At 69.3% G+C, this 20,342-nt stretch carries 19 protein-coding genes; 10 read left to right on the forward strand and 9 right to left on the reverse strand.

Features of this window, described 5'->3' with window-relative positions:
• Nucleotides 1-104: 104 nt before the first annotated feature.
• Nucleotides 105-1,184: a LacI family DNA-binding transcriptional regulator gene (locus P6281_RS02470; RefSeq protein WP_009957019.1), complete on the forward strand. Its 1,080-nt coding sequence runs from the start codon at nucleotides 105-107 to the stop codon at nucleotides 1,182-1,184.
• Nucleotides 1,185-1,190: 6 nt separating this feature from the next.
• On the opposite strand, the gene kstR is transcribed toward P6281_RS02470, so the two are convergent.
• A complete protein-coding gene (gene kstR / locus P6281_RS02475) occupies nucleotides 1,191-1,790 on the reverse strand; it encodes a cholesterol catabolism transcriptional regulator KstR (RefSeq protein ID WP_008263559.1) in 600 nt (199 codons plus the stop codon).
• 371 nt (nucleotides 1,791-2,161) lie between these two features.
• Between kstR and P6281_RS02480 the strand changes: the two genes are divergently transcribed.
• The gene (locus P6281_RS02480) at nucleotides 2,162-4,300 is read left to right on the forward strand and encodes an acyl-CoA dehydrogenase (RefSeq protein ID WP_014383756.1); all 2,139 of its coding nucleotides are present in this window, start codon (nucleotides 2,162-2,164) and stop codon (nucleotides 4,298-4,300) included.
• Here P6281_RS02480 and P6281_RS02485 read toward each other — a convergent pair.
• Entirely contained in the window at nucleotides 4,297-4,869 is a 573-nt protein-coding gene (locus P6281_RS02485; RefSeq protein ID WP_014383757.1) for a TetR/AcrR family transcriptional regulator, read from the reverse strand. The two genes, P6281_RS02480 and P6281_RS02485, sit on opposite strands and share 4 nt — an antisense overlap.
• 85 nt (nucleotides 4,870-4,954) lie before the next feature.
• Between P6281_RS02485 and P6281_RS02490 the strand changes: the two genes are divergently transcribed.
• The gene (locus P6281_RS02490) at nucleotides 4,955-5,848 is read left to right on the forward strand and encodes an SDR family oxidoreductase (RefSeq protein WP_324738605.1); all 894 of its coding nucleotides are present in this window, start codon (nucleotides 4,955-4,957) and stop codon (nucleotides 5,846-5,848) included.
• A gap of 4 nt (nucleotides 5,849-5,852) precedes the next feature.
• Here the strand turns inward: P6281_RS02490 and P6281_RS02495 are convergent, their stop codons facing one another.
• Together P6281_RS02495 and P6281_RS02500 are read right to left on the reverse strand one after the other, a co-directional pair.
• Entirely contained in the window at nucleotides 5,853-6,386 is a 534-nt protein-coding gene (locus P6281_RS02495; RefSeq protein WP_008263570.1) for a hypothetical protein, read from the reverse strand.
• Nucleotides 6,387-6,437: 51 nt separating this feature from the next.
• Nucleotides 6,438-7,532 carry a ferredoxin--NADP reductase gene (locus P6281_RS02500; protein ID WP_014381743.1) on the reverse strand — a complete coding sequence of 365 codons (1,095 nt, stop codon included), beginning with the start codon at nucleotides 7,530-7,532 and terminating at the stop codon, nucleotides 6,438-6,440.
• Nucleotides 7,533-7,690: 158 nt separating this feature from the next.
• Here P6281_RS02500 and hsaA point away from each other — a divergent pair, with 158 nt between their 5' ends.
• From hsaA to P6281_RS02525, 5 genes are all read left to right on the forward strand, one after another.
• A complete protein-coding gene (hsaA, locus tag P6281_RS02505) occupies nucleotides 7,691-8,875 on the forward strand; it encodes a 3-hydroxy-9,10-secoandrosta-1,3,5(10)-triene-9,17-dione monooxygenase oxygenase subunit (RefSeq protein WP_201407461.1) in 1,185 nt (394 codons plus the stop codon).
• A gap of 54 nt (nucleotides 8,876-8,929) precedes the next feature.
• Complete coding sequence (hsaD, locus tag P6281_RS02510; protein WP_009957025.1) at nucleotides 8,930-9,802, forward strand: 4,5:9,10-diseco-3-hydroxy-5,9,17-trioxoandrosta-1(10),2-diene-4-oate hydrolase; 873 nt, start codon at nucleotides 8,930-8,932, stop codon at nucleotides 9,800-9,802.
• Complete coding sequence (hsaC, locus tag P6281_RS02515; protein WP_009957026.1) at nucleotides 9,802-10,704, forward strand: iron-dependent extradiol dioxygenase HsaC; 903 nt, start codon at nucleotides 9,802-9,804, stop codon at nucleotides 10,702-10,704. Before hsaD ends, hsaC begins: the two co-directional genes overlap by 1 nt.
• Before the next feature lie 2 nt (nucleotides 10,705-10,706).
• Entirely contained in the window at nucleotides 10,707-11,270 is a 564-nt protein-coding gene (gene hsaB / locus P6281_RS02520; RefSeq protein ID WP_008263575.1) for a 3-hydroxy-9,10-secoandrosta-1,3,5(10)-triene-9,17-dione monooxygenase reductase subunit, read from the forward strand.
• A 114-nt stretch (nucleotides 11,271-11,384) separates the two neighbouring features.
• Nucleotides 11,385-12,215, forward strand: coding sequence for an arylamine N-acetyltransferase family protein (locus P6281_RS02525; RefSeq protein WP_009957028.1), 831 nt, complete (start codon nucleotides 11,385-11,387; stop codon nucleotides 12,213-12,215).
• An 11-nt stretch (nucleotides 12,216-12,226) separates the two neighbouring features.
• Here the strand turns inward: P6281_RS02525 and P6281_RS02530 are convergent, their stop codons facing one another.
• The 5 genes from P6281_RS02530 to fadD3 all read right to left on the reverse strand — a co-directional run bounded on the left by P6281_RS02530 (nucleotide 12,227) and on the right by fadD3 (nucleotide 18,322).
• Nucleotides 12,227-13,393 (reverse strand): pyridoxal phosphate-dependent aminotransferase, encoded by a 1,167-nt coding sequence (locus P6281_RS02530; RefSeq protein WP_014383760.1) that lies wholly within the window; start codon nucleotides 13,391-13,393, stop codon nucleotides 12,227-12,229.
• The gene (gene ipdE2, locus P6281_RS02535; protein WP_014383761.1) at nucleotides 13,390-14,340 is read right to left on the reverse strand and encodes an acyl-CoA dehydrogenase IpdE2; all 951 of its coding nucleotides are present in this window, start codon (nucleotides 14,338-14,340) and stop codon (nucleotides 13,390-13,392) included. The genes P6281_RS02530 and ipdE2 overlap by 4 nt, the downstream gene beginning before the upstream one ends.
• Before the next feature lie 360 nt (nucleotides 14,341-14,700).
• On the reverse strand, nucleotides 14,701-15,645 hold the full coding sequence (locus P6281_RS02540; RefSeq protein WP_014383762.1) for an acyl-CoA dehydrogenase family protein: 945 nt from the start codon (nucleotides 15,643-15,645) through the stop codon (nucleotides 14,701-14,703).
• Nucleotides 15,642-16,787: an acyl-CoA dehydrogenase family protein gene (locus P6281_RS02545; protein ID WP_008263612.1), complete on the reverse strand. Its 1,146-nt coding sequence runs from the start codon at nucleotides 16,785-16,787 to the stop codon at nucleotides 15,642-15,644. Before P6281_RS02545 ends, P6281_RS02540 begins: the two co-directional genes overlap by 4 nt.
• Entirely contained in the window at nucleotides 16,787-18,322 is a 1,536-nt protein-coding gene (gene fadD3 / locus P6281_RS02550; RefSeq protein WP_014383763.1) for a 3-((3aS,4S,7aS)-7a-methyl-1,5-dioxo-octahydro-1H-inden-4-yl)propanoate--CoA ligase FadD3, read from the reverse strand. Before fadD3 ends, P6281_RS02545 begins: the two co-directional genes overlap by 1 nt.
• A 59-nt stretch (nucleotides 18,323-18,381) precedes the next feature.
• Between fadD3 and ipdE1 the strand changes: the two genes are divergently transcribed.
• Nucleotides 18,382-19,530, forward strand: a complete 1,149-nt coding sequence (gene ipdE1 / locus P6281_RS02555; RefSeq protein WP_008263616.1) for an acyl-CoA dehydrogenase IpdE1 — start codon at nucleotides 18,382-18,384, stop codon at nucleotides 19,528-19,530.
• The gene (gene ipdF, locus P6281_RS02560; protein WP_009956926.1) at nucleotides 19,527-20,315 is read left to right on the forward strand and encodes a (5R,7aS)-5-hydroxy-7a-methyl-1-oxo-2,3,5,6,7,7a-hexahydro-1H-indene-carboxyl-CoA reductase; all 789 of its coding nucleotides are present in this window, start codon (nucleotides 19,527-19,529) and stop codon (nucleotides 20,313-20,315) included. The genes ipdE1 and ipdF overlap by 4 nt, the downstream gene beginning before the upstream one ends.
• The last annotated feature ends 27 nt before the right edge of the window (nucleotides 20,316-20,342 follow it).

Below are 20,342 nucleotides of genomic sequence, written 5' to 3' on the forward strand. Positions count from 1 at the left end.
CCGCCAGCAAGCCGATCCACAATACTAATGAAAATCGTTTCCATTACAAAGCCGCGGTCGGAAGCGCATGGGCCGCGCACCGATCCGCTGTAGCGTCACCGAACGTGAGCCCCACACCGCGCCGGCGTGCGACCCTGGCGTCGGTCGCGGACGAGCTCAACGTTTCGCGCACCACGATCTCGAACGCCTTCAACCGCCCCGATCAACTCTCCGCCGACCTGCGTGAACGCGTGCTCGCGACGGCCAAGCGGCTCGGCTACGCCGGCCCCGACCCGGTGGCGCGCTCGTTGCGGACCCGCAAGGCCGGCGCGGTCGGTCTGGTGATGGCCGAGCCGCTGACCTATTTCTTCAGCGACCCCGCCGCCCGGGATTTCGTCACCGGGGTGGCGCAGTCCTGCGAGGCGGCCGGGCAGGGGCTGCTGTTGGTGGCCGTGGGGCCCAGCCGCAGCCTGAAAGAGGGAACCGACGCGGTGCTGTCGGCGGGCGTGGACGGTTTCGTGGTGTATTCGGTGTGCGATGACGATCCCTACCTGCAGGTGGTGCTGCAGCGACGGCTGCCGGTCGTGGTGGTCGATCAGCCGAAGGATCTCGCCGGCGCCTCGCGGGTGGGCATCGACGACCGCGCGGCGATGCGTGAGCTCGCCGACTACGTGCTCGGGCTGGGGCATCGCGAGATCGGGCTGCTGACCATGCGGCTGGGCCGGGACCGGCGCCACGGCCTGGTGGACGCCGAGCGGTTGCGCTCGCCCGCCTTCGACGTGCAACGCGAGCGCATCATCGGCGTGTGGGAGGCGATGACGGCCGCCGGCATCGACCCGGATTCGCTGACCGTGGTGGAAAGCTACGAGCACCTGGCCGAATCGGGCGGCGCGGCCGCCAAGGTGGCGCTGGAAACCAATCCGCGCATCACCGCGCTGCTGTGCACCGCGGACATCCTGGCCCTGTCCGCCATGGATTACCTACGGGCGCATGGCATTTACGTGCCCGGCCAGCTGACCGTCACCGGATTCGACGGCGTGCCCGAGGCCATCAGCCGCGGGCTGACCACGGTGTCGCAGCCGAGCCTGCACAAGGGGCGCCGCGCGGGCGAGCTGTTGTTGAAGCCACCGCGGTCCGGTCTGCCGGTCACCGAACTCCTCGACACCGAGCTGATCCGCGGACGCACCGCCGGCCCGCCCGGGTGAGCGCCGCTATTTGGAGTCTTGGTCGCCGATCAGCAACCGCACGGCCAGATCCAGCCGCTTGCTGACGTCGGTGGCCGAGGCGCGGCGGGTGAGCCAGGCGAGCAGGTTCGACAGCCACACGTCGGAGATCACCCGGGCGATGTGGTACTGGTCCTCGGTCGGTTCGCCGTCGGCCATCGCGCGCGCGAACATGGAGTCGATGAGCTTTTCGACCTGGTCGACCTCGCTGGCCGCCGACGCGTCGGCGAAGACGTAGGCGCGCGTCATCGCCTCGGTCAGCAGCGGGTTGCGTTGCATCGCGCGGTTGAGCTTGCCCACCATGAAGTTCAGCCGCTGAAAGGGTGTGCCGCCGGTCATCGCCGAGCGGTCGGTTTTGGCGTCGATGCGGCCGAACTCGCGGCCCAGCGCCGATACCAGCAGGTGCACCTTCGACGGGAAATACCGGTACAGCGTCCCCACCGCCACGTCGGCGCGATCCGCGACCGCACGCATCTGAACGGCCTCGTAGCCGCCCTTGGACGCGATGGCCATGGTGGCATCCAGGATGCGCTTGCGGCGTTCCCGCTGCGCCTCAGACCCGAGTTCGGACTCCGCCAGAACCGCCACGTTTATGACCTCACGCGGCTGCGAGTCGGAAACGCGGCCCGAACTAGCCTTGGAAGTGGCCTTGGCATTGGCGCTGGCTGGCATGTGATGGTTTGCTCCTGTTCCGGGCGGTTCGTTTGCAAACGATACGCATTCTGCGTGTGAATTTCCCACCTCCATACCGCCGGGGACAAGCGCATGTGCTGCTGCAATGGCGTTCGACTTGACGGTCGATCACTGGCACTATTAGAACACGTTCTAGTCTTCGGTGAGCGGGTTGCGCGCCAACTGGTGGTGGGGATGTCCCCGCTCGCGCAAAGATCGGACAATCAGGACACGGGCGCCGGCCGGCCCCGTGTCACGTCGAGCCAAGGACGCGGAGGTCCTCTCAGGTGGTAGCGACCGTCACCGATGAGCAGTTTGCCGCGCGCGCCCTGGTGCGCGACTGGGCCCGCAATGCGACGTCGGGACCGGGTGGCACCGCGGCGATCCGCGAGGTCGAGCAGGGCAAGCCCGACGCGTGGCGGCCGGTGTTCTCCCGGCTGGCCGAACTGGGAATCTTCGGCGTCGCGATCCCGGAGGAATCCGGCGGGGCGGGTGGGTCCATCGAAGACCTGTGCGCGATGGTCGAGGAGGCGGCCAAAGCGCTGGTCCCCGGCCCGGTCGCGACCACCGCGCTCGCGACGCTCGTCGTCACCGACCCCGGACTGCTGGAGGCGCTGGCCGCCGGGGAGCGCTTCGCCGGGCTGGCGCTCGAAGGCGACGTCCGACTCGACGGCGCGACCTCGACGGCGTCGGGCACACTTCCGTTCGCGCTGGGCGCCGCCGACGATAGCGTGCTGCTGGCGCCCGCCGACGGCAAGTGGCTGCTGATCGACGCTGCCGGCGAGGGCGTGCGGGTCGAGCCGCTGCAGGCCACCGACTTCTCCCGGCCGCTGGCCCGGGTGGTGCTCAGCTCCGCCCCGGCCACGGTGCTGTCCGAAACCGGCACGCGCGTCGAGGAACTGGCCGCCACCGTCCTGGCCGCCGAGGCCGCCGGCATCACCCGATGGGCGCTCGAGACCGCCGTCGACTACGCCAAGGTCCGCGAGCAGTTCGGCAAGCCGATCGGCAGCTTCCAGGCCATCAAACACCTGTGCGCCGAGATGCTGTGCCGCGCCGAGCAGGCCGAGGTGGCCGCCTCGGACGCGGCTCGCGCCGCCGGCGACGGCGACGCGTCCCAGTTCTCCATCGCGGCCGCGCTGGCCGCCAGCACCTGCATCACCACCGTGAAGGCCAACGTCAAGGACTGCATCCAGGTGCTCGGCGGCATCGGCTGCACCTGGGAGCACGACGCGCACCTGTACCTGCGCCGGGCGCACGCCATCGGCCGCTTCCTGGGCGGCCCCGAGCGCTGGCAGCGGCGCATCACCGCGCTCACCCAGGACGGCGTGCGCCGGCGGCTGGGCATCGACCTCACCGAGGTCGAGGGCCGGCGCGCCGAGATCGCCGCGGCCGTCGCCGAGATCGCCGAACTGCCGGCCGAGAAGCGACAGGTGGGTCTGGCCGAGGCGGGCCTGCAGGCGCCGCACTGGCCCAAGCCGTACGGGCGCGCCGCATCCCCGGCGGAGCAGCTGCTGATCGATCAGGAGCTCGCCGCGGCCGGCGTCGAACGGCCGGACCTGGTGATCGGCTGGTGGGCGGCGCCGACCATCCTCGAGCACGGCACACCGGAGCAGATCGAGCAATTCGTGCCGGGCACGTTGCGCGGTGAATTCCTGTGGTGCCAACTGTTTTCCGAGCCCGGCGCGGGCTCCGACCTGGCGTCGCTGCGCACCAAGGCGGTCCGCGGTGACGGCGGCTGGCTGCTGACCGGCCAGAAGGTGTGGACGTCCGCGGCGCACAAGGCGCGCTGGGGCGTGTGCCTGGCGCGCACCGACCCCGATGCCCCGAAACACAAAGGCATCACCTACTTCCTGGTCGACATGAAATCGCCCGGCATCGACATCCGGCCGCTGCGCGAGATCACCGGCGACTCGCTGTTCAACGAGGTGTTCCTGGACAACGTGTTCGTGCCCGACGAGATGGTGGTCGGTGAGGTCAACGACGGCTGGCGGCTGGCCCGCACCACGCTGGCCAACGAGCGGGTGGCGATGGCCAACGGCACGGCGCTGGGCAACCCGATGGAAGAGCTGTTAACCCTCTTGGCGGCAAGGGAACTCGACGTCGCCGAGCAGGACCGGCTGGCGCGCCTGATCATCCTGGCCCAGACCGGCGCGCTGCTGGACCAGCGCATCGCCCAGCTCGCGGTGGGCGGCCAGGACCCCGGCGCCCAATCGAGTGTGCGCAAGCTGATCGGCGTCCGCTACCGCCAGGCGCTGGCCGAATTCACCATGGATGCCGCCGAAGGCGGCGGCCTCGTCGACCGCCGGGCCGACGGCGACCGGGCGGTGTTCGATTTCCTCAACACCCGCTGCCTGACGATCGCGGGCGGCACGGAGCAGATCCTGCTGACCGTGGCGGCCGAACGCCTGCTCGGTCTGCCGCGCTAGCCGAGATCGGCCGCGGCGGCGTGTAATTCGTGCAGCGCGTCGCATGCCATGGCGCCCAGGTCTCGGTCGTCGCCCGGTTCGCTCCAGCGTGCGTAGGCCGTCTTGAATGCCAGCGCACCGAGTTCGGCGGCCAATACCGCCGTCGGCTCGGGTATGCCGCGCGCCTGGAGTGCCTCGGCCACCGCGCGCGCCAGCCCGATTTGTTTGAGCGCGTTGCGCTCCTGGAGTTCGGTGCTGGCGGCGATCGCGGCCTTGAGCCTGGGCGCGAGCTCCCGGTTGAACGACGTGAACGCGGCCGCGGCCGATTTCAGGCCGGAGCACACGGCGGCCAGCGGCGTCGCGTCGGCCGGCGCCGTGGCGATGCCCTCGCGCAGTAGTTGCGCGATCGCGTCCTGGCCGGCCGCCAGCACGTCCCGCTTGTCCGGGAAGTGCCGAAAGAACGTGCTTTTCGTCAGGCCGGCGCGCTTGGCGATCTGCGTGACGGTCGTCTCGTCGTAGCCCCGTTCGTTGAACAGGTCCAGTGCGGCGGCGACCAGGCGTTCGCGCGCATCGGGTTCCCACCGGGCCATGGCCCCAGCCTAGTGATGCGACCATAGTCCCGTCACGGGTGTAGGGTGATGGGACAAATGTCTCATCACGTGGAAGGAGCTGCTCGTGCGCGTATTCGTCACCGGCGCCAGCGGAGGAATCGGCTCGGCCGTCGTCACGGAACTGCTCGCCGCCGGCCATCAGGTCGTGGGCCTGGCCCGCTCGGAGGCCGCGGCGGCGACCATCGGCGGACTCGGGGGCGAGCCGCTGCGCGGCGACGTCACCGACCTCGACGTGTTGCGGGAGGCGGCCGGCGACGCCGACGGCGTTGCCTACCTGGCGTTCTCGCACGACTTCGTCGGTACCGGCGACGTGATCGGAGACGCGATCGGGGACGAGGCCCGCGCGGTCGCCGCGCTCGGCGACGCGCTCGTCGACACCGGCAAGCCGCTGGTGCTCGCCAGCGGCGGCCCCGCGGTGGCCGGTCGCGCCAGCACCGAGGACGACCCGTTCAACACCGAGGGGCCGATGGCCGGGCGTGGCCGCACCGGACAAGCCGTCATCAACCTGGCCGAGCGCGGTGTCAGATCGGCCGTGGTGCGGCTGCCGCGGTCGGTCCATGATGCCGGCGGACGCTACGGCTTCGCCGGCATGCTGATTCAGCTCGCGCGCCGGCGCGGGGTGTCGGCCTTCATCGGCGACGGCGCGCAACGCTGGCCCGCGGTGCACCGCGACGACGCGGCGTCGTTGTTCCGGCTGGCCCTCGAGCAGGCCCCGCCCGGCTCGGTACTGCACGCGGTGGGTGACGAAGGCGACCCGATGCGGGCGATCGCCGAGGTGATCGGCCGCCGGCTCGGGGTGCCCGTCGAATCCGCCCCGGTCGAGGCCTTCGGCCCGCTCGGCGCCATCTTCGCCGCCGACCAGCCCTCGTCCAGCGCGCTGACCCGCCAACGATTCGACTGGAAACCCACGGGCCCAAGCCTTCTCGACGACCTCGAGACCGGCGACTACCCGGACTGAGAGATCAGGAGAAGGTGGTCTGCGCGCAGGTGCTGGGCGAGGTGATGTTGACCCCGGAGTAGACGACCTGGATGTGGGTGCAGGCGATGACGTTGTTGTCGGTCTTGGGTTGCCCCGTCTGCCAATCGGTGGAGTCGATGCGCCCGTTGGTCTGATACTTCTCCGGGGGACCCTCGCCCATGTAGATCGTGGTGATCTCGTCGGAACCCATCGACTTGTGCACCCGCTCGTACTGGCCGTCGGCGTGCGCGTCGAGGTAGGCCAGCCGGTTCGAGGAGCGGATCTCGGTGGTCTGACGGGCCCACAGGCCGGGCGGGAAACCGGTCACCCCGTCGGGCGTCAGCATGTCCGCGCCGGCGGTGAAGTCGCAGTGGCCGTCGGATTTGAAGCAGTTGAGGATCACCCGCGTCTCGAGCTGGTTGGGCCCGTCCAGCGGGAACAGCGTGGTGGCCGTGTTGCTCGCCGCCGCGCACACCCCGGCGGGCAGCAACATCGGCAGCGCCGCGACCACCGCGAATCCCGACACCAGCCGCATCATCGACGCCATCCCTTCCCCGTTGCTGACCCCAAGGGTGAACCTAACCCGCGACTACTCGTCGTAGGTCACTTCTACCGAATCAGATTCGGGGTGGGATTGACAGGCCAGGATCAGGCCCTCGTCGAGGTCCTGCTGCTCGAGCACGTCGTTGACCTCCATGTTCACCTTGCCGCTGCGCAGGGTGCAGGCGCACGCGCCGCAGTGACCCTCGCGGCAGGAGAACGGCGCGTCGAGGCCCTTGGCCAGCAGCACGTCGAGCAACTTGGCGTTGCGCGGCCATGACACCGTGTGGGTCTCGCCGTCGAGCTCCACCACCGCGGTGGCCGGCGGCAGGTCACCCTCGGGGGTGTCCTCGATCTTCACCGCGGCGAACGGATCCGATTCCAGCGACTTGAACACCTCGATATGTATTTGTGGCGCAGGCACTTTCAGCGTCTCCAGCGCCTCCTTGGCGGACTCCATGAACGCGCCCGGGCCGCAGATGTAGACGGGCCGGTCGGTGTAGGGGGCCGCCAGCTTGGCCAGCGCGGCCACGCTGGGCAGGCCCTGCAGCGATTCCAGCCAGTGCACGACGGTGAGCCGGTCAGGGTATTTGGCCGACAGCTCGCGCAGCGCCTCGGCGAAGATCACCGAATCCTCGTCGCGGTTGGCGTAGACCAACGTCACCTGTCCGCCGCCGTCGGCCAGCGCCGACTTGCAGATCGACATGATCGGGGTGATCCCGCTGCCCGCGGCCATCAGCAGGAAGTCGTCGCCGAGCGTCTTCGGCACGAAATTGCCCGACGGGGCCAGCACGTGGATACGCATGCCCGCCCGCGCGTTGTCGCACAGCCAGTTGGAGGCGTACCCGTCGGCGGTCCGTTTGACCGTGACGGCCAGGGCGTCGTCGGTGAACGGCGAGCTGCACAGCGAATAGCAGCGCGCCACCGACCCGGTGCGCTCGCTGGGGACGCGCAACGTCAAGAACTGGCCCGGCGAGTAACGCAGGCGCTCGGGCGGGATGCCGGGGTCCCCTTCGTCGTCGGGCACCGCGAACACCAGCGACCGCGCATCGTCGGTCTCCGCGATGACCTCGGCGATCTGCAGTTCGAGGACGTGGTCACCGAGTGGCTCGTCGGGTACTTGGTCCAGATCCGCCTCGGTCAAGGCCCGTGCCTTCCTGTCGTTGCAACTAGAACATGTTACAGAAAAGTGGATTCGTATCGCTACCAGCCGCAGGAATACCCTGCTCGACACAAATCGGAACGTGTTCTAGTCTCTGGTGTAAGTCCGCTGTGTAAGTCTGGCCCAGGAGGCAAACTTAAGTGACGTCCATTCAACAGCGTGATGCGCAGTCGGTTCTGGCTGGCATCGATGATCTGCTCCCGCATATCCGGGAGCGCGCTCAGGCGACGGAGGATCTGCGGCGGCTGCCCGACGAGACCGTTCAGGACCTGCAAGACGTGGGCTTCTTCACGCTGTTGCAGCCCGAGCAGTGGGGCGGACTGCAGTGCGATCCGACGCTGTTCTACGAGGCGGTCCGCCGGCTGGCCAGCGCCTGCGGCTCCACCGGCTGGGTCAGCTCCATCATCGGCGTGCACAACTGGCACCTGGCGTTGTTCGACCAGCAGGCCCAGGAGGAGGTCTGGGGCGAGGACCCCAAGACCCGGGTTTCCTCGTCGTACGCCCCGATGGGCGCGGGCGTGGTGACCGACGGCGGCTACCTGGTCAACGGCGCGTGGAACTGGTCCTCGGGCTGTGACCACGCGACGTGGGCGTTCCTGGGTGGCCCGGTGATCAAGGACGGCCGCCCGGTCGACTTCGGCAGCTTCCTGATCCCGCGCAGCGAGTACCGCATCGACGACGTGTGGCACGTCGTCGGCCTGCGCGGCACCGGCAGCAACACCGTCGTCGTCAAGGACGTCTTCGTGCCGCGGCACCGGTTTTTGTCCTACAAGGCGATGAACGACGGCACCGCCGGGGGTTATGAGACCAACACCGCGCCCGTCTACAAGATGCCTTGGGGCACAATGCATCCCACCACCATCTCGGCGCCGATCGTCGGCATGGCCTACGGCGCCTACGCCGCGCACGTCGAGCACCAGGGCAAGCGGGTGCGCGCGGCGTTCGCCGGCGAGAAGGCCAAGGACGACCCGTTCGCCAAGGTCCGCATCGCCGAGGCGGCCAGCGACATCGACGCGGCGTGGCGCCAGCTGAGCGGCAACGTCGCCGACGAGTACGCGCTGCTGTCGGCCGGCAAGGAGATCCCGTTCGAGCTGCGCGCCCGCGCCCGTCGCGACCAGGTGCGCGCCACCGGCCGGGCCATCGCCTCCATCGACCGGTTGTTCGAGGCGTCCGGTGCCACCGCCCTGGCCAACGACCAACCGGTGCAACGGTTCTGGCGCGACGCCCACGCCGGCCGGGTGCACGCGGCGAACGACCCCGAGCGGGCCTACCAGATCTTCGGGAACAACGAGTTCGGGCTGCCACCCGGCGACACGATGGTCTAAACCATGCGCGCCGACGACGATGCAGAGCGAATCGATGAGGAGGAGCGGCGCTAAGTGACCGCGACAGAGGAACTCACTTTCGAGTCGACCTCGCGGTTCGTGGAGGTGGACGTCGACGGACCGCTGAAGCTGCACTACCACGAGGCGGGGGTCGGCAACGACCAGACCATCGTGCTGCTGCACGGCGGCGGACCCGGGGCGGCGAGCTGGACGAACTGGTCGCGCAACATCCCGGTGCTCGCCGAGCGGTTCCACGTGCTCGCCGTCGATCAGCCCGGTTACGGGCATTCGGACAAGCGCGCCGAGCACGGGCAGTTCAACCACTACGCGGCCAGGGCGCTCAAGGGCCTCTTCGACCACCTGGGCCTGGGACGCGTTCCGCTGGTGGGCAATTCGCTGGGCGGGGGCACCGCGGTCCGGTTCGCCCTGGACTACCCCGACCTGGCCGGGCGCCTGGTCCTGATGGGGCCCGGCGGGCTGAGCATCAACCTGTTCGCCCCGGACCCCACCGAGGGCGTCAAGCGGCTGGGCAAGTTCTCGGCCGAGCCCACCCGGGAAAACCTCGAGGCGTTCCTGCGGGTGATGGTCTACGACCAGAAGCTGATCACCGACGAATTGATCGACGAGCGGTTCGCGTTGGCCAGCACGCCGGAATCGCTGACCGCGACGCGGGCGATGGGAATGTCGTTCGCGGGCGCCGATTTCGAGCTCGGCATGATGTGGCGCGAGGTGCACCGCCTGCGCCAGCCCGTGCTGCTGATCTGGGGGCGTGAGGACCGCGTCAATCCCTTGGACGGGTCGCTGGTCGCGCTCAAGACCATCAAGCGTGCGCAGCTGCACGTTTTCGGGCAGTGTGGGCACTGGGCGCAGGTGGAGAAGTTCGACGAGTTCAACAAGCTCACCATCGATTTCCTGGGAGGTGCGTGATGAGCATCCGTTCGCTGGGCTATCTGCGCATCGAGGCCACCGACATGGCGGCCTGGCGTGAGTACGGCCTGAAGGTTCTCGGCATGGTCGAGGGCAGCGGCAACACCGAGGGCGCCCTGTATCTGCGGATGGACGACTTCCCCGCGCGGCTGGTGATCGTGCCCGGCGAGCGCGACCACCTCATGGAGGCCGGCTGGGAGTGCGCGAACGCCGAAGGCCTGCAAGAGATCCGGGACCGCCTCGACGTCGAGGGCGTCCCCTACAAGGAAGCCACCGCCGCGCAACTGGCGGACCGCCGGGTCGTCGAGATGATCCGGTTCTCCGACCCGTCGGGCAATTGCCTGGAGGTCTTCCACGGCGTCGCCCTGGAACACCGCCGGGTGGTCAGCCCCTACGGGCACAAGTTCGTCACCGGTGAGCAGGGCCTGGGGCACGTGGTGTTGTCCACCCGCGACGACGACGAGGCGCTGCACTTCTACCGCGACGTGCTGGGGTTCAAGCTGCGCGACTCGATGCGGATGCCGCCGCAGGTGGTGGGCCGGCCCGCCGACGGGGCCCCCGCCTGGTTGCGTTTCTTCGGCTGCAACCCGCGCCATCACAGCCTGGCCTTCCTGCCGCTGCCCACACCGAGCGGCATCGTGCACCTGATGATGGAGGTCGAGAACGCCGACGACGTGGGGCTGTGCCTGGACCGGGCGCTGCGCCGCAAGGTGCCCATGTCGGCCACCCTGGGCCGTCACGTCAACGACCTCATGCTGTCGTTCTACATGAAGACACCCGGCGGATTCGACATCGAATTCGGTTGCGAGGGAAGGCAAGTCGAAGACGACGACTGGGTCGCCCGGGAAAGCACCGCGGTCAGCCTGTGGGGCCACGACTTCACGGTCGGCATGCGCGGCTGACCATGTCGGCGCCCATCGATCCGCGGACCTTCCGGCAGGTGCTGGGGCAGTTCTGCACCGGCATCACCATCATCACCACCGTGCACGACGACGTCCCCGTCGGCTTCGCCTGCCAGTCGTTTGCGGCGCTGTCGCTGGACCCGCCGCTGGTGCTGTTCTGCCCGACCAAGGTGTCGCGGTCCTGGAAGGCCATCGAGGCCTCCGGCCGGTTCTGCGTCAACATGCTGACCGAGAACCAGAAGCACGTCTCGGCCCGGTTCGGCTCCAAGGAGCCCGACAAATTCGCCGGCATCGACTGGCACCTTTCCGATCTCGGTTCACCGATCATCGACGGGTCGCTGGCCTACATCGACTGCACCGTGGCCTCCGCGCACGACGGCGGCGACCACTTCGTGGTGTTCGGTGCGGTGCAATCGCTTTCGGAGGCCCCCAAGATCAAGCCGCGGCCGCTGCTGTTCTATCGCGGTGAATACACCGGCATCGAGCCGGACAAGACGACGCCGGCGCAGTGGCGCGACGACCTGGAAGCGTTCCTCACCACGACCACCCAGGACACCTGGCTGTAGGGGTTCTCTTCGCCGTAACGCCACGGCGACTTCGCGTGCGTTTTTCCGCCGTGGCGTTACGCCCGCGGGACACCCGGCCGCCGTAACGCCCCACGTTGGGCCCAGAATGGTTTCATGACGCTGGATCTGGGCGCGTACTTCGACCGCATCGACTATCGCGGCGCCGCCGAGCCGAATCTCGAGGTGCTGCAGGATCTGATGACCGCGCACACCGGGTCGATCCCGTTCGAGAACCTCGATCCGCTGATGGGGGTACCGGTCGACGACCTGAGCCCCGAAGCCCTCACCGACAAGCTGGTGTACCGGCGCCGGGGCGGCTACTGCTACGAGCAGAACGGCCTGATGGGTTACGTGCTGGCCGAGATCGGGTTCCGGGTGCGCCGCCTGGCCGGGCGGGTGGTCTGGATGCAGCCGCCCGACGCGCCGCTGGGAGCCCAGACGCACACGGCGCTGGCTGTGACGTTCCCGGGCTCGCAGGGCTCCTATCTGGTCGACGTCGGTTTCGGTGGTCAGACGCTGACGTCCCCCATCCGCTTCGAGACCGGAAACGCCCAGCAGACAACGCACGAGCCGTACCGGCTCAATGACCGCGGCGACGGCCTGGTGCTGCAAGCCCTGGTCCGCGACGAGTGGAAACCGCTGTACGTGTTCGGCACCCAGACCGTGCCGCAGATCGATCTGCGGGTGGGCAGCTGGTACGTGTCCACGCACCCCGAGTCGCACTTCGTGACCGGGTTGATGGCCGCCCTGACGACCGCCGACGCCCGCTACAACCTGGCCGGCCGCCACCTGACCGTCCACCGCGCCGACGGCAGCGAGAAGATCCGCCTGGACGACGCGGCGGCGGTCGTCGACGTGCTCGGCGAGCGATTCGGCATCGATGTGGCCGGCATCGGCGAGCGCAGTGCGCTCGAGGCGCGCATCGGGCAGGTGTTGGACGCGTAGGCGCGGCGCGGCTAGCGGGCTGAAAGCCACGGGCCGAGCCGTCGCACCGCTTCCTCGATGTCGGCGGTGGGCCCGGCGAAGGACAGCCGGACGAACGAATTGCCGCGGGTGGTGTCGAAGTCGATGCCGGGCGCGATGGCGATGCCGGTCTCTTCCAACAGTTTCGAGCAGAACTCCATCGAGTTGTCGGTGAAGTCCGAGACGTCGGCGTACACGTAGAAGGCGCCGTCGGTGGGGGCCAGGCGCTCGACACCGATGCCGCGCAGCCCGTCGAGCAGCAGCGAGCGGTTGGTCGCGTAGTGGTGCAGGTGGCCGTCGGCTTCGGCGGTGGCTTCCGGGGTGAAGGCCGCCACCGCGGCCAGCTGCGAGAGCACGGGCGGGCAGATGGTGAAGTTGCCGGTGAGGCGATCCACCGCGCGGCGTAACTCGGCCGGCACCAGCAGCCAGCCCAGCCGCCAGCCCGTCATCGCGTAGTACTTCGAAAAGCTGTTGACCACCACGGCATTTCGCGATGTCTGCCACGCGCAGCTGGTCTGTGGCGCGCCCTCGTAGACCAGCCCGTGGTACACCTCGTCGCTGATCAGCCGCGCCCCGGAGGCGTCGCACCAGGCGGCGATCGCGGCCAGCTCCTCCGGCGCGATGACCGTTCCGGTGGGGTTGGCGGGGCTCGCCACGATGACGCCCTGCACCGGGGGGTCGAGCTCGGCGAGCATCCGCGCGGTGGGCTGGAAGCGGGTCTGGGGCCCGCAGGGGATCTCCACGACCTCACATCCCAAGGCCGACAAGATGTTTCGGTAGCACGGATAGCCGGGGCTGGCCAGGGCCACGCGGTCGCCGGCGTCGAAGCAGGCCAGAAAGGTGAGCAGGAAGCCGCCGGAGGAGCCCGTGGTGATCACCACGGCGTCGGGTTCGACGTCGAGGCCGTGCTGGCGCCGGTAATCCGCGGCGATCGCGGCTCGCAGCTCGGGGGTGCCCAGCGACACCGAATAGCCCAGCTGGTTGGAATGCACGGCCTCCGCGGCGGCCGCGCGCACCGGCGCGGGCGCCCCGACGCTGGGTTGGCCCGCCGACAGGTTGACCAGATCGCCGTGGCTGCGCTGGCGTTCGGCGGCCGCCAACCAGACATCCATCACGTAGAACGGTGGGATGCCCGCGCGCAGCGAGACACGATCGGTCACGGCGTGTTGAGTACCTCGGATTCAAGCCGGTTAAGCAGCTCCTGCGGCGTGTCCAGCAGGTGCGCGCTGCCGTGGGCGCGTTTGAGGTACAGGTGCATGTCGTGTTCCCACGTGATCGCGATGCCGCCGTGCAACTGGATGCCCTCGGCGGCCACCGTGTTCAGCGCCTCGGTGGCGGCCAGCCGTGCGGCGGCGGCGTTGGTGGGTGAGGGCTCGTCACACGCGTCGGACACGACGGCCTTCGCCGCGGCGACCGTGACATACAGGTCGGCCATCCGATGCTTGAGCGCCTGAAAGCTGCCGATCGGCCGGCCGAATTGCACTCGGTCCTTGGCGTATTCGACGGTCAGCTCCAGACAGCGTTCGGCGGCGCCGATCTGCTCGGCGGCCAGCAGGACGGCAGCCTTGTCCGCCAGGCCGGGGTCCGCGCCGATCGCCTCGGCCTCCTGCGGTTGCACCCGGGCCAGGCGCCGGGTCGGGTCCATGGTGGTGACGGCCTGCGCGCTGAAGCGGGTCCACCTGCTCAGCCGGCCGTCCTCGACGGCGACCACGACGTCGGCGATGTCGCCGTTGACCACGTAGTCGGGATCGAGCACCAGCGCGCCGATCGCGGTGCCCTCGGCCAGGCCCTCCAGCGTCGCGGCGTCGGGCTCGGGGGCGCTCAGCAGCGCCAGCTCGGCCAGCGTGGTGCCCAGCAGCGGGGAGGGCACCAGGGCGCGGCCCAGCTCCTGCAAAACCGCTGCGGCGTCGGCCAATTCACCGCCGGCGCCGCCCAGTTCCTCCGGTATCACCAGGGCCGCGGCGCCGACCTGCTCGCACAGCAGCCGCCAGAGCGATTCGTCGTAGCCGCGATCGGACTCCATGGCGGCGCGCACCGCCGCCGGGCCGGCGTGCTTGGCGACCAGCGCGGCGACGGTCTCGCGGAGCAGCTCGCGTTCCTCAGTCATGGGCGCCGCTCCTTCTCATCGCTACGCTCTGCATCGTCGCGGCGCGAGTCATGGGCGCCGCTCCTTCTCATCGCTAGGCTCTGCATCGTCGCGGCGCGAGTCATGGGCGCCGCTCCTTCTCATCGCTAGGCTCTGCATCGTCGCGGCGCGAGTCATGGGTGCCGCTCCTTCTCATCGCTAGGCTCTGCATCGTCGCGGCGCGAGTCATGGGTGCCGCTCCTTCTCATCGCTAGGCTCTGCATCGTCGCGGCGCGAGTCATGGGTGCCGCTCCTTCTCATCGCTACGCTCTGCATCGTCGCGGCGCGAGTCATGGGTGCCGCTCCTTCTCATCGCTAGGCTCTGCATCGTCGCGGTGCGAGTCACAGCGCCTCCAGCACTCGTCGCCGATGTTCTTCCAGTGTGCCCCAGGCGGATCGCAGCGCCTGCACCCGCAGCAGCAACAGCGACAGGTCGTGTTCCTGGGTGAACCCGATCGCGCCGTGGGTCTGCAGCGCCGACCGCGCGGCCAGCAGGCCCGCGTCGGAGGCCGCCGCCTTGGCCGCGCTCACGTCCCGGGGGTCCAGCGTCAGCGCCGCGCCGTGCACCAGCGGCCGGGCCAGTTCGATGGCGATGTGCACGTCGGCGAGCTTGTGCTTGATCGCCTGATACGAGCCGATCACCCGGCCGAACTGGGTGCGTTGCTTGGCGTAGTCGACGGCGGCGTCGCGCAGCGCCTCGGCGGCGCCGACCAGTTGCGCGGCGGTACCCAGCGTGCCGAACTCGTAGGCGCGCTTGCCGTCTGCTTCCCAAGCGGAGCCGGTCGGGGTCACGTCATACAGGTGGCGGCTGGGGTCGACGGACTCGTGCTCTTCCCCCGCGGTGGCTTCGGTGACCCCCTCGTCACCGGCCAGCAGCACCAGGTTCGCCACGTCGGCGTCGACGGCCCGCGGCACCCGCGGCGGCAGCGCGACCGTGGCGATCAGCTCGCCGGCAGCGAGGCCGGCGCACCGCTCGGCGTGATCGTCGGAGTCGAGCAATACCGGTGCCACGGCGATGGATTCGACCACCGGGCCGGGCACGCACCAGCGCCCTAGGCGTTCGAGGGCGAGGACGAGGTCGATCGGGTCCGCCCCGATGCCGTCGAATTTCTCCGGCACGGCCAAGGCGGTGACACCCAAGTTGGCCAGCTGTTCCCACACCTTGCGGCCCGGCGCGGTGTCGCCCGCCGCCCACGCCCGCACGGCGCTGGGCAGGTCCGCCGAGCCGAGCGCGGCGTCGATGCTGGCCGCGAAGTCACGCTGCTGTTCGTCTAGCGCAAATCTCACTTCTTGCCCCCGGACTTCTCGCGCGGCAGGCCCAGCAACCGCTCGGAGATGATGTTGCGCTGAATTTCGTTGGTGCCGGCATAGATCGGGCCGCCCAGCGCGAACAGCAGACCTTCGGTCCACGGGCCGGCGAGTTCCCCGTCCGCGGCCAGGATGTCGAGCGCGGTCTGGTGCAGTTCGACGTCGAGGTCGGACCAGAACACTTTGGTCACCGACGATTCGGCCCCCAGCTCACCACCGAGTGCCAGCCTGGTCACCGTGCCGAAGGTCTGCAGCCGGTAGGCCTGCGCCTTGATCCAGCCGTCGGCGACCCGGTCGGCGAACGCGGCCGGTGCGCCGGCCTCCTTCCAAAGCTGCACCAACCGTTCCGCCGTCGCCAGGAAGCGGGCCGGGCTGCGCAGCGACATGCCGCGTTCGTTGCTCGACGTGCTCATCGCCGCCCGCCAGCCCTCGTGCGGGGTGCCGATCACGTCCTCGTCGGGGACGAAGACGTCGTCGAGGAAGATCTCGCCGAATCCGGTGTCGCCGCCCAGTTGGACGATCGGCCGCACGGTCACGCCCTTGGCCTTCAGGTCGAACATGAAGTAGGTCAGCCCGTTGTGGCGCTCGGCGCCGGGGTCGGAGCGGAACAGCCCGAATCCCCGCTCGGCGAACGGCGCCCGTGAGCTCCAGATCTTCTGCCCGTTGAGCAGCCAGCCGCCGTCGGTCGCCGTCGCGGTGGACCGCAGCGACGCCAGGTCGCTGCCCGATTCGGGCTCGGACCACGCCTGCGCCCAGATCTCCTCGCCGCTGGCCATTTTGGGCAGGATCCGGTCGCGCTGCTCTTCGGTGCCGTGCGCAAACAGCGTCGGGGCCAGCATCGAGGTGCCGTTGGCGCTGGCCCGGCCGGGCGCCCCGGCACGGAAGTACTCCTCTTCGAACACCACCCAGTGCAGCAGCGGCGCGTCGCGGCCGCCGTAGCGCTTCGGCCAGGTGATCACCGAAAGCCCGGCGTCGAACAGCACCCGGTCCCAATGCCGGTGCTGCTCAAAGCCTTCGGCGTTGTCGTATGACTTCGTCGGGATCGACTCGGCATTGGCCGACAAGAATTCCCGGACCTCGGCCTGGAAAGCCAAGGTGTCGTCGTCTAGATCCAGATCCATCAGTCCAGCTCTCGCAGTTGTGGTTTGAGCACCTTGCCGCCGGCATTGCGCGGCAACGCGTCGACGAACCGCACCGACCTCGGTGTCTTGAAGTTCGCCAAATGCTCACGGGTGTATGCGATCACAGATTGTTCGTCGAGTTGTGCCCCCGGGCGGGTGACCAGAAACGCCCGGCCGACTTCGCCGAGTCGCTCGTCGGGAACCCCGATCACCGCCGCATCGGCCACACCGTCGAGCCGGGCCAGCACCTGCTCGATCTCGGCGGGGTACACGTTGAATCCCCCGCAGATGTACATGTCCTTGAGCCGGTCGGTGATGCGCAGGTTGCCGGCCGCGTCCAGCACACCGATGTCACCGGTGTGCAGCCAACCGTCGGCATCGATGGCGGCGGCGGTGGCCGCCGGGTCGTCGAGGTAGCCCAGCATCACGTTGGGCCCACGCAGCAACACCTCTCCCGATTCGCCGGATTCCCCGGAGTCGATGCGCAATTCGAAGTCGGCGAACGGGCGCCCGCAGGTGGTGGCGACGGTGACCGCGTCGTCGTCGGCGCGGCACATGGTTCCCATGCCGTTGGCCTCGGTGAGGCCGTAAGCCGTCAGCACGATGTCGATGTCGAGTTCGGACTGCATGCGCTCGACCAACACGACCGGCACGGTGGCCGCCCCCGTCACCGCGAAGCGCAGCGAGCTCAGGTCGTAATCGCCACGAGCCGGATGATCGAGCAGGGTCTGGTAAATCGTTGGCGGACCGGGCAATACGGTGATGCGGTGTTGCTCGATCGCCCGCAGCGCGCGCAGCGGGTCGAAGGTGAGGTGGGGGATCAGCGTCGCGCCGGTCTGCAGGCACGCCAGGATGCCGGCCTTGTAGCCGAAGTTGTGAAAGAACGGGTTGATGCACAGGTAGCGGTCGTCGGCGGTGATCTTGCCGTTGGCGGCCCACGACGCCGAGGCCGACAGCGACTGCCGGTGCGCGCACAGCACGCCCTTGCTGCGGCCGGTGGTGCCCGACGTGAACAGGATGTCGCTGACGTCGTCGGGTGTGACCGCCGCGGCCCGGGCGGCCACCGCGTCGAGATCGGTGCCGCCGGCGATGAATTCGTCCCAGGTGCCATCCGCGGCATCGATCGGTATCCGCACAATGTGCCGCAGCGCGGGCAGCGCCGCCCGATCCAGGTCGGCGACGCGGTCGTTGCCCAGGAACTCGCCCATGCCGAACAGCACCGGCGCCTCGACGCGGGCCAGGATGTCACCGGCCTCCGCGGCGGTGTAGCGGGTGTTCAGCGGGACCATCGCGGCGCCGGCGTGGTGGATCGCCAGGCAGGCCACCACCCAATGCCAGGTGTTGGGGGACCAGATCGCCACCCGGTCGCCGGGCTGCACGCCCAGCGCGATCAGCGCCGCCGCCGACCGGTGCACCTCGTCGCGCAACGCCGCGGCGGTGAACGACCGGTCCTCGGTGACCAACGCGTCGTGATCGGGGAGTTGGCGCGCGAAACGATCCAGCGCCGCGGGCACGGTGCGGGGATCGGTGGTCATCGGCGCTTCTCCTACGGCGGCCTAACGAAGCAAGTGCTTGGTAGGTTAGCCTACAAGGCATGCAGGACGTCGAGGAGTTCCGGGCCGAGGTCCGCTCTTGGCTCGCCGACAATCTGGTCGGTGAATTCGCAGCTCTCAAGGGTCTCGGGGGCCCCGGCCGCGAGCACGAGGCCTTCGAGGAACGCCGGGCCTGGAACCAGCATCTCGCCAAGGCCGGACTGACCTGCCTGGGCTGGCCGGTCGAACACGGCGGCCGCGGCCTGTCCACCGCGCACCGGGTGGCGTTCTACGAGGAGTACGCCCGCGCCGACGCCCCGGACAAGGTCAACCACTTCGGCGAGGAGCTGCTGGGGCCGACGCTGATCGCGTTCGGGACACCCGAGCAGCAGCAGCGTTTCCTGCCCAAGATCCTCGATGTCACCGAGCTGTGGTGCCAGGGCTATTCGGAACCCGGCGCCGGCAGCGACCTGGCCAACGTGGCGACCACCGCCGAACTCGACGGCGACCACTGGGTGATCAACGGCCAGAAGGTCTGGACGTCGCTGGCGCATTGGGCGCAGTGGTGCTTCGTGGTCGCGCGCACCGAGAAGGGCTCCAAGCGGCACGCTGGGTTGTCGTATCTGCTGGTGCCGCTGGACCAGCCGGGCGTGGAAGTGCGGCCGATCATCCAGCTGACCGGCGACTCGGAATTCAACGAGGTGTTCTTCGACGACGCCCGCACCGAGGCCAACCTGGTGGTCGGCGAGCCCGGTGACGGCTGGCGGGTCGCGATGGGCACGCTGACGTTCGAGCGCGGCGTCTCGACGCTCGGGCAACAAATCCGTTACGCCCGTGAGCTTTCCAACCTCGCCGAGCTCGCCCAGCGGACCGGCGCGGCTGACGACCCGTTCATCCGCGAGCGGCTGACCCGGGCGTGGACGGGCCTGCGGGCCATGCGTTCGTACGCGCTGGCCACGATGGACGTCGAGCAGCCGGGCCAGGACAACGTGTCGAAGCTGTTGTGGGCCAACTGGCATCGCGATCTGGGCGAGCTGGCGATGGACGTCGTCGGCAAGCCGGGCCTGACCCTGGCCGACGGCGAGTTCGACGAGTGGCAGCGGCTGTTCCTGTTCAGCCGCGCCGACACCATCTACGGCGGGTCCAACGAGATCCAGCGCAACATCATCGCCGAGCGGGTGCTCGGCCTACCCCGAGAGGTTAAGGGATGAGTCTGTCCGAAGCTCCCAAAGAGATTGCCGGACATGGACTTCTGCAGGGCAAGGTGGTGGTCGTGACGGCCGCCGCCGGCACCGGGATCGGCGCGGCGACCGCGCGGCGGGCGTTGGCCGAGGGTGCCGACGTGGTGATCTCCGACCACCACGAACGGCGCCTGGGGGAGACGGCCGAGCAGCTCGCCGCGCTGGGGCAGGGCCGCGTCGAGCACGTGGTCTGCGACGTGACCTCGACCGCTCAAGTCGACGCCCTCATCGCGTCGACCACCGCTCGGATGGGCCGGATCGACGTGCTGGTCAACAACGCCGGGCTCGGCGGACAGACGCCGGTCGTCGACATGACCGACGAGGAATGGGATCGCGTCCTCAACGTGACGTTGACGTCGGTGCTGCGTGCCACGCGCGCGGCGCTGCGCTACTTCCGCGAGGCACCACACGGCGGCGTCATCGTCAACAACGCCAGCGTCCTGGGCTGGCGGGCCCAGCACTCGCAGTCGCACTACGCGGCCGCCAAGGCCGGCGTGATGGCCCTGACCCGGTGCAGCGCAATCGAAGCCGCCGAGTATGGGGTACGGATCAACGCGGTGTCGCCGAGCATCGCGCGGCACAAGTTTCTGGAGAAAACGTCGTCGGCCGATCTGCTCGACCGACTGTCGGCGGGCGAGGCCTTCGGCCGCGCCGCCGAGCCGTGGGAGGTCGCGGCCACCATCGCCTTCCTCGCCAGCGACTACTCCAGCTACCTGACCGGCGAGGTCATCTCGGTATCCAGTCAGCACCCGTGAGAGCCGGCCCGCTGGCCAAGCAAGCGC

The organism is Mycobacterium sp. 5-140-3-2, from assembly GCF_035666375.1.
Taxonomy (GTDB): Bacteria; Actinomycetota; Actinomycetes; order Mycobacteriales; family Mycobacteriaceae; genus Mycobacterium; species Mycobacterium intracellulare.